Annotated in this window: 3 protein-coding genes and 1 pseudogene; 2 read left to right on the top strand and 2 right to left on the bottom strand. The window is 43.9% G+C overall.

The genetic code is table 11. The features are described 5' to 3' along the window. The first annotated feature begins 515 nt into the window (after positions 1 to 515). Both F6K54_RS36180 and F6K54_RS36175 read left to right on the top strand, forming a co-directional pair. Complete coding sequence (locus F6K54_RS36180; RefSeq protein ID WP_293088675.1) at positions 516 to 4,235, top strand: DUF4347 domain-containing protein; 3,720 nt, start codon at positions 516 to 518, stop codon at positions 4,233 to 4,235. Positions 4,236 to 4,701: 466 nt separating this feature from the next. Further along, positions 4,702 to 6,828, top strand: coding sequence for a hypothetical protein (locus F6K54_RS36175; protein WP_293088674.1), 2,127 nt, complete (start codon positions 4,702 to 4,704; stop codon positions 6,826 to 6,828). Positions 6,829 to 7,210: 382 nt separating this feature from the next. Here F6K54_RS36175 and F6K54_RS36170 read toward each other — a convergent pair whose 3' ends face one another. Both F6K54_RS36170 and F6K54_RS36165 read right to left on the bottom strand, forming a co-directional pair. Continuing rightward, positions 7,211 to 7,363, bottom strand: a complete 153-nt coding sequence (locus F6K54_RS36170; RefSeq protein WP_293088672.1) for a hypothetical protein — start codon at positions 7,361 to 7,363, stop codon at positions 7,211 to 7,213. Beyond that, positions 7,360 to 7,557: pseudogene (locus F6K54_RS36165) on the bottom strand (hypothetical protein); the annotation flags it as partial. The pseudogene F6K54_RS36165 and the gene F6K54_RS36170, both read right to left, overlap by 4 nt.

Genomic DNA, 7,557 nt, shown 5'->3' with positions numbered 1-7,557 from the left:
CTTCACTGGTGTGGGCGATCCTCTTGGTTTCAACGTTACACCTACTGAAGATAGCGATCGGGCTACTGCTCAAGGTAATACCTTTAGTGCGGGAACTGTTAATGTACAAATTGGTACTACTGCTGGTGACGCTGTGGTTGAAGCTCCATAGTGGAAAAATACTCCAATAGCACGGGAGCAGAATGCTCCTACTATACTTCATCTTCTATCTCTCTTTTTAAAGCAATTTTTTCCATCTACATCTATTTAGATATCTCCAATAATAAAAACAGGACTTATTTCATGTCCAGTTGAATACTTACACTTTAGAGGAAAGAAGGCAGAAAGCAGAAGGGAATATTGGTTCAAATTCTTTTCTTCTTTCTTCTCTCCTGAATTCTGTTTGCGGAGCATTCCGTAGGAAATTCTGAATTCTGAGTAGTTTATTTATAACTGTTCAACCGGACATGATATTACCGACGTTGTATGCAACGTTCCTACCTCCCTCTTTTCTTAAATTTTTTTAGATGAATCAAATGAATAGTAACAACAAAACTTTTAATCAAACCTCTACTCTAGTTTTTATTGATGCCGGAGTTGATAACTATCAACAATTATTTGATGGTGTGGTTGCCGAAGCTCAACCTTTTGTTATTGATACTGCCACTGATGGTATCCAACAAATTAGCCAAATTTTACAACAATATCCAGAACAAAAAACTGTTCATATTATTTCCCATGGTTCCCCCGGATGTTTGTATTTGGGAAATAGTCAACTGAGTTTAGATAGTATTAAACCCTATCAACTCCAACTGCAACAATGGCAACTCGACAACCTCCTCCTCTACGGCTGTAACGTTGCCGCCGGGGATGCAGGGGAAGAGTTTATTGAGAAATTACAACAACTGACAGGGGCTGAGATTGCCGCTTCGACTAACAAAGTTGGCAGCTCTGCATTAGGCGGCAATTGGCATTTGAACTTTTCCATGGGCTCTATAGCATCGTTTTTCGCACTCACACCAGAAGCGATGCAAAGTTATAGCGGTGTCTTCAACCAAGCCCCAAGTGTTGGAACTGTCAATATCCTGCCAGGCAACAGTCTCAATAACGGACTCGGTGGTGTCCAAGGCTTTGGGGAAAATGAACTTCCTGCACAGGATGATGGATTCGTTCAGGTAGATGTTTCTGCAGTATTTGAAAACGGCTTTCGGTATTTTGACAATACTTGGAATGCTGCCACCGAGTTCTTTATTAGTTACAACGGCTATGTTACTTTCGGCCAGGGTTTGGGTGCTTATGACCCAGCAGGTATTGCAGGTTCCACTCTACCGATGATCGCCGCCCACTATACTGACGTTGATACAGGAAACCCTGCAATCGCCTTCGATCCCGCCGGGAATTCCACGGGAAGTAACAGAATCTACTACGACATAGACCCGGTAAACGATGTCGTCACCATCACTTTTGATGACGTAGTACCATATAGCAATCCCCCTGGTTTGACCAACGCTAATGCTTATCAGATCAGGTTGTGGGACTTAGGTGATGGGGACTTTGGTATTGAAATACGTTATGAAGATTTGGCTTGGGGACAGTCTGGCACTAGCAATTACGGTACCGCAGGCTGGACTGCGGGAGACCAGACTAACTACGATGAATTACCTGGATCGGGAACCAGCGATATTGAGAACATAGAGTCACAATCGAATATCAACCAGCCTGGGGTTTTCTTTTGGGAGGTACAAGATGGCGGTGTACCTTCGGAACCAGTTGGGTTAGCGGCGATCGATATTAACGAAACTGACCCTCCTGGAGTCAGCGTCTCCGATCCAGCTTTCACCCAATTTCTTGCTGATTCTGATGGAGATGCTTTAGGAATTGCCGTTGTTGAAGTAGACAATACCAATGGCTCCTGGCAATATTCTACTGATGGGGGCAATAGCTGGAATGACTTTGGCAGCCCCTCTGATGCCAATGCTCGACTATTGGCTGGTACCGCCAACAACCAAATCCGCTTTGTTCCCAATCCAGACTACGAAGGTAATGCTGGTAACATCTTCTTTCGCGCCTGGGATCAAACTACTGGCACCAATGGCGGAACTGCTGACACTAGCACCAATGGGGGAACGACTGCCTTCAGTTCCGGCAGGCTTTCTACTACCCTCAACGTTGTCCCCATAAACGACCAACCTACTTTCACGGCAGCCGATCCACCAGTAGTCAATGGCTCTTCAGCACAAACAATCAATGGTTGGGCAACCTTCAATCCAGGTCCTACAGATGAAGCTAGCCAAACTGCTACCTACAACGTCAGTAACATCAGCAACCCAAGTTTGTTTGCCGTCGCTCCGACTATAGATTCTTCAGGCAACCTGACTTACACTCCTGCCCCAAGCGCTAGTGGCACATCTACCTTTGATGTAGTAGTGCAAGACAGTGGTGGCACTCTTGACGGTGGTGTCGATACCTCTGATAGTCAAACTTTCAGCATTGCTGTTAATTCTCTTCCTACTATCAATTCCAACAACTCTGCTAGCATCCCCGAAAACACCACGGCAGCTATTACAGTTACAGCTACAGATTCCGATGGCGACCCCATCAACTATCGTATTAGTGGTGGAGAAGACCAAGCATTATTTGACATAGATTCCTTAAGTGGTGCAGTCAGCTTTAACAATGCCCCCGACTTTGAAAACCCTGGGGATAACAACGGTGACAATAACTATCTTATAGAAGTAACCGCCAATGATGGCACAGTGGACAGCAGCCCTCAAGCTATTACTATTAGCGTGACTGATGTCAACGAAAATGTGGCCCCTTCTATCAATTCCAACAACTCTGCTAGCGTCCTCGAAAATACCACAGCAGCTATTACGGTGACAGCAACAGATGATGATGGCGACCCCATTACTTATAGTATTACTGGTGGAGAAGACCAAGCATTATTTGGTATAGACTCAGTAACTGGTGCAGTCAGCTTTAACAGCGCCCCTGACTTTGAAATTCCTGGGGATAGCGACGGTGACAATAACTACCTCATAGAAGTAACTGCCAATGATGGTACAGTGGACAGCACCCCTCAAGCTATTACTATTAGTGTTAGTGATGTCAACGAAGTTCCTACTATCAACTCCAGCAACTCTGCTACTGTCGCCGAAAATACCATAGAAGCTATTACAGTGGCAGCAACGGACGAGGATGGCGACACCATTGAATACAGTATCAGTGGTGGAGAAGACCAAGCATTATTTGGTATAGACTCCTTAAGTGGTGCAGTCAGCTTTAACAGTACCCCTGACTTTGAAATTCCTGGGGATAGCGACGGTGACAATAACTACCTCATAGAAGTAACCGCTAATGATGGTACAGTGGACAGCACCCCTCAAGCTATTACTATTGGTGTGACTGATGCCAACGACCCCCCTGCTATTGCCCCCAGCAACTTTGCTAGCCTCCTCGAAAACACCACGGCAGCTATTACGGTGACAGCGACAGACCCCGATAGCGACCTCCTGAACTACCGTATTAGTGGTGGAGAAGACCAAGCATTATTTGGTATAGACTCAGTAACTGGTGCAGTCAGCTTTAACAGTGCCCCTGACTTTGAAATTCCTGGGGATAGCGACAGTGACAATAACTACCTCATAGAAGTAACCGCCAATGATGGTACAGTGGACAGCACCCCTCAAGCTATTACTATTAGTGTGACTGATGTGGTGGAAGGAACTCCTGGTAAGGATATACTCCGAGGCGCAAACACTGCAGAACATTACTTAGCATTAGGAGACAATGATAGAGTTTACGGTTACGGTGGTGCTGACAACATTGACGGCGGTGATGGCAACGACATAATTTATGGCGGTAACGATAACGACACCCTAGACGGAGGTTTGCATCACGATCGACTTTACGGAGACAACGGTAACGACCTACTCCTGGGTAACGATGGTAACGACATCCTCTACGGTCGTGCAGGAGATGATACCTTGAATGGAGGTCTGGGCAACGACAGGTATAATGGTGGCGCAGGAGCGGATACATTCATTATTGGTCCAGGATTGGGTGTAGATATGATTCAACGGTTTGAGGATGGTACGGATATAATTGAATTACAAGGCATAGGTTTTGATGATTTAGATATTGTCAAGAGTGGCAGTTCGACTTCGATTAAGGTGGCTGCGACTGGAGAAACTTTGGCTACTTTGTCGGGTATTAATGTTAGTTTGGTTGGTGCCGATGATTTTAGTATTGGTTAGGATATAACGGGACTTACGCAGAAACCAGGTTTATGAAGGAAATGTCAATGTTGTGGTTTTAACAAGAATAACCAGGGCAATAAACTCGGTTTGTTGTTTGCTTTGCACAAGTCCTGTTATGATCCGAGATGTCTAATGTAGGGACGTTGTATGCAACGTCCCTACAGAAGTAAAATGCGAAAAACCAGGTTTTTGGGTTCGGCGTGCGTAATATCATGTTCGGTTGAATACTTACACTTTGGAGAAAGGAAGGCAGAAGGCAACCCACCCCTCGCCCCTCCCCCTCCCAGGAGGGGGAGGCAGAAGGGAAGAAAAGATTAAAAGGGATAAAGTTTTTTTATAACTGATTATCCGAACATGATATAAGTCCTGACTGTAAAAATCTGGCATCACAAAGATCGGGATATGGGTTTCTCTTGCAGTATCAATAAACAGACTCGAACCTAAATTCACGGTATCCAGAACAATGAGTGACTTTTTCCAATTTATCCCTACCCTCACCAAAAATTTTGCTGTCATTTCCACCATTCTGACTACAGCATACTCAAACCCAGTATTAGCAGAAATTCCCAAATGGTCTACCTCAGCAACAGACCTCAAATCCCCATCACAAAATTTAGCATCCCAACCCAACCCCACAGCACCTTCATTGCAAAAAAAGCCAAAACCAGACCCAGATTATATTATGCCGCCACGCATTGCTGCTGATGAAAAAATTAGCCCCTTTACCACAAGTTTACCCCTCAACAATACTCCCATCAGTCACCTCACGAAATGGCAGTTTAGTAGTTCCCAAACTTTTGCCAACACTGCCAACAGCAACACTTTTTTAAACAGTATCCTCAAACTTAACGGTAGAGTCATCGAAAGTTTAACCCGCAATAACATCTTTACCGTAGACCAAAAAGGCACTTATTTCCAACTGCGAAGCGTTCCCCTAGACAGAAAAGTTACCACCAGAACAATTGAACCCCAAACCTTAACAGGGTTAGAAATTTCCATGAGTTTAACAGCAGATTGCGTTTTTCCAGGTACTCCCAACAACCAAAAATGTACTTATACCCCTAGTATAGCTACAGATCGCAACAGCATAGACCCAGATTTTTTAGCACCCACTCGTGTCTTGCAAACTTCTCAACCAGGGGAAGTTGTGCGACCAGAAACCTTAGCTTTTATGGAACTTCCTGGTTTTCAAGGAGGAACTAGCAGTCAACCCATAGGACTAGAATTGTATTTTCCCAATTCCGGTGCTTTTCCCGGAAACACCCAATCTCAAGAAAGCAAAGTCGAGCGAGAGGAAGAAAATAACTATACGATTTCTACCACATTGTCACGAGTTCGTCAAGTTGTCAAAGCTAATGATACAGAAGCAGTTATGGGGCGTACAATTCATGGTTTTACCGTATTTTTTGATGATGAAAACCGGGGGTTAAATACAGCTATTCAAGCAGGGGCGCAATTTTTACCTGATGTCATTCCTGAGTTGAAGGGTAGCGAAAATGCTGTAAACTCCAATATCAACCGCCATTTATTTTTAGCTGCTAATAATACTCGTTTACCCAGCAGCAGTTTTACTATTTATTCTGCTGGAGTCGGGAGAGCAAAAAGTTTAACACCCGATGTCACCAGTTTAAGTCAAGTTCCTAAAGGAAGTTATCATAGTATTTGGTTGGGTCTCTCTCCCATCATTGACCGTAGTATTAACGAAGGTCGCACATTCTATAAACCCACAGGTCCCCAATTAGTGACTTCTAAGTCTGGCGGTGAAGGTGGTCAAAATAGTAACATAGAGTTAGACTCAGCAGTTAATCAAGACACATTTTCTACTGGCAACCTCCAGAATTTTTATGCCCAAGTTTACCTCAGCTTTTTACAACAAGAGGCTAACTTTGTGAGAGAAAGTATCTATCGGGAAGAAATCAGTTATTATCCTCATCTGAGCTTTACCGGAAATTGGACAGGTCCTCAAGATGTTTGGCGTTATTATGCTGGTGTCATTACCTCTGAAAAAGTCAATTTCTACCTAGGTGGTGACTACACCATCAGCACAAACGGTTGGAGTTTTCGCGCTGGTGCCATCGGTTATACTAATCCAGATCGGGATTATTATAGCCAAATTTTTGGGAATGCTGCTAAAAGATTTCGGATTAGTAAAAATGCTAATTTCACCCTGTCAACATTCTTCAATTATGCTATTGATCGGGAGACTAGAATTGGAGATATTGTTAATAATTCACCTGCAAGCGAACTTGCTGCCAGTGCTCGTTTAAATTGGAGAATAGTTTCTATTGGAGTGACCTACTATTTTGGCGATATTCTACCCAATTCTTTTGAAGACCGCTTATTGCTAGAGTTTAGTATTCGTCCCCTCCAGACAGTTAGTTTTTCTGGCTATATTGCACCAGTCGATCAAACTTCTAGTCGTTCTCTCTACGGTGCCAGTGTAACTTGGCAACTGAACAATAAACATAATAGCCCGACCCTATCTTTGAGTTGGAAAAATCAGGAATATGATTATGGTAATGACCCTTTTGAAAATCATCTCATAGTAACTGATAATATTTTTACAGTCCTATTTCGCCTTGGTAAGTAGGGTTTGCTGAAAAAGTCTTATGGGTGAGGGTAGGAGACAGGAGACAGGAGACAGGAGACAGGAGACAGGAGACAGGAGACAGGAGACAGGAGACAGGAGACAGGAGACAGGAGAAAAGGGAATTTATAGGAGGTAGGAGCGGGCGTTTTGTCCCAAGATTGTTCTGCAATTATTCTGCCTTTTATCCTAACTTTTTGGTCGCTCAAGCTGAAAAAGTTGCACTTTTTTTCGCTCCTTAAAGGCTAAAACCTTTATCTGTAAATGCTTTTAGATTTAATCAGCAAGCCCTAAGTAGGGTTTGCTGAAAAAGTCTTTTTAGTAGGGGTAGGAGTCAGTAGGAAGAATCGTCCCTTAACTTTTCTGCTCTTGTCTGCCCAAGATACTAAATTTTTGAACCTGAGAGACCTAAAAGCTTGCACTTTTTTGGGTTCCCTAAAAGAGAAAGGGGCGATCGCTCTCTCCATTCTTTAGCAATAATATTCATCCCATCAATAGCTCTAGCTTTGATAGGGGATAATACTAAATCTCGGTTCATGGGAGAGATGAAACTTGTTCGGTAGTCCTGCATGGTAATGGTGAAGATATATATTTTTTAATTTCTCCCACACTCCCACACTCCCACACTCCCACACTCCCAATCTCCCAATCTCCCCATCCCCCAATCTCCCAATCTCCCAATCTCCCCATCCCCCCATCTCCCCATCCCCCCATCTCCCAATCTCCCCATCC

Origin of the sequence: Okeania sp. SIO3B5, from assembly GCF_010692555.1 — a bacterium.
In the GTDB taxonomy this organism is placed as follows: domain Bacteria; phylum Cyanobacteriota; class Cyanobacteriia; order Cyanobacteriales; family Microcoleaceae; genus Okeania.
The sequence above is the reverse complement of the archived record's forward strand: the minus strand, read 5'-3'. Positions and strand labels throughout refer to the sequence as shown.

Bases quoted from the DNA above. Each gene is read 5' to 3' on its own strand.
- F6K54_RS36180 (WP_293088675.1), top strand. From the start codon at position 516: ATGAATAGTAACAACAAAACTTTTAATCAAACCTCTACTCTAGTTTTT.
- F6K54_RS36175 (WP_293088674.1), top strand. From the start codon at position 4,702: ATGAGTGACTTTTTCCAATTTATCCCTACCCTCACCAAAAATTTTGCT.
- F6K54_RS36170 (WP_293088672.1), bottom strand. From the start codon at position 7,363: ATGAACCGAGATTTAGTATTATCCCCTATCAAAGCTAGAGCTATTGAT.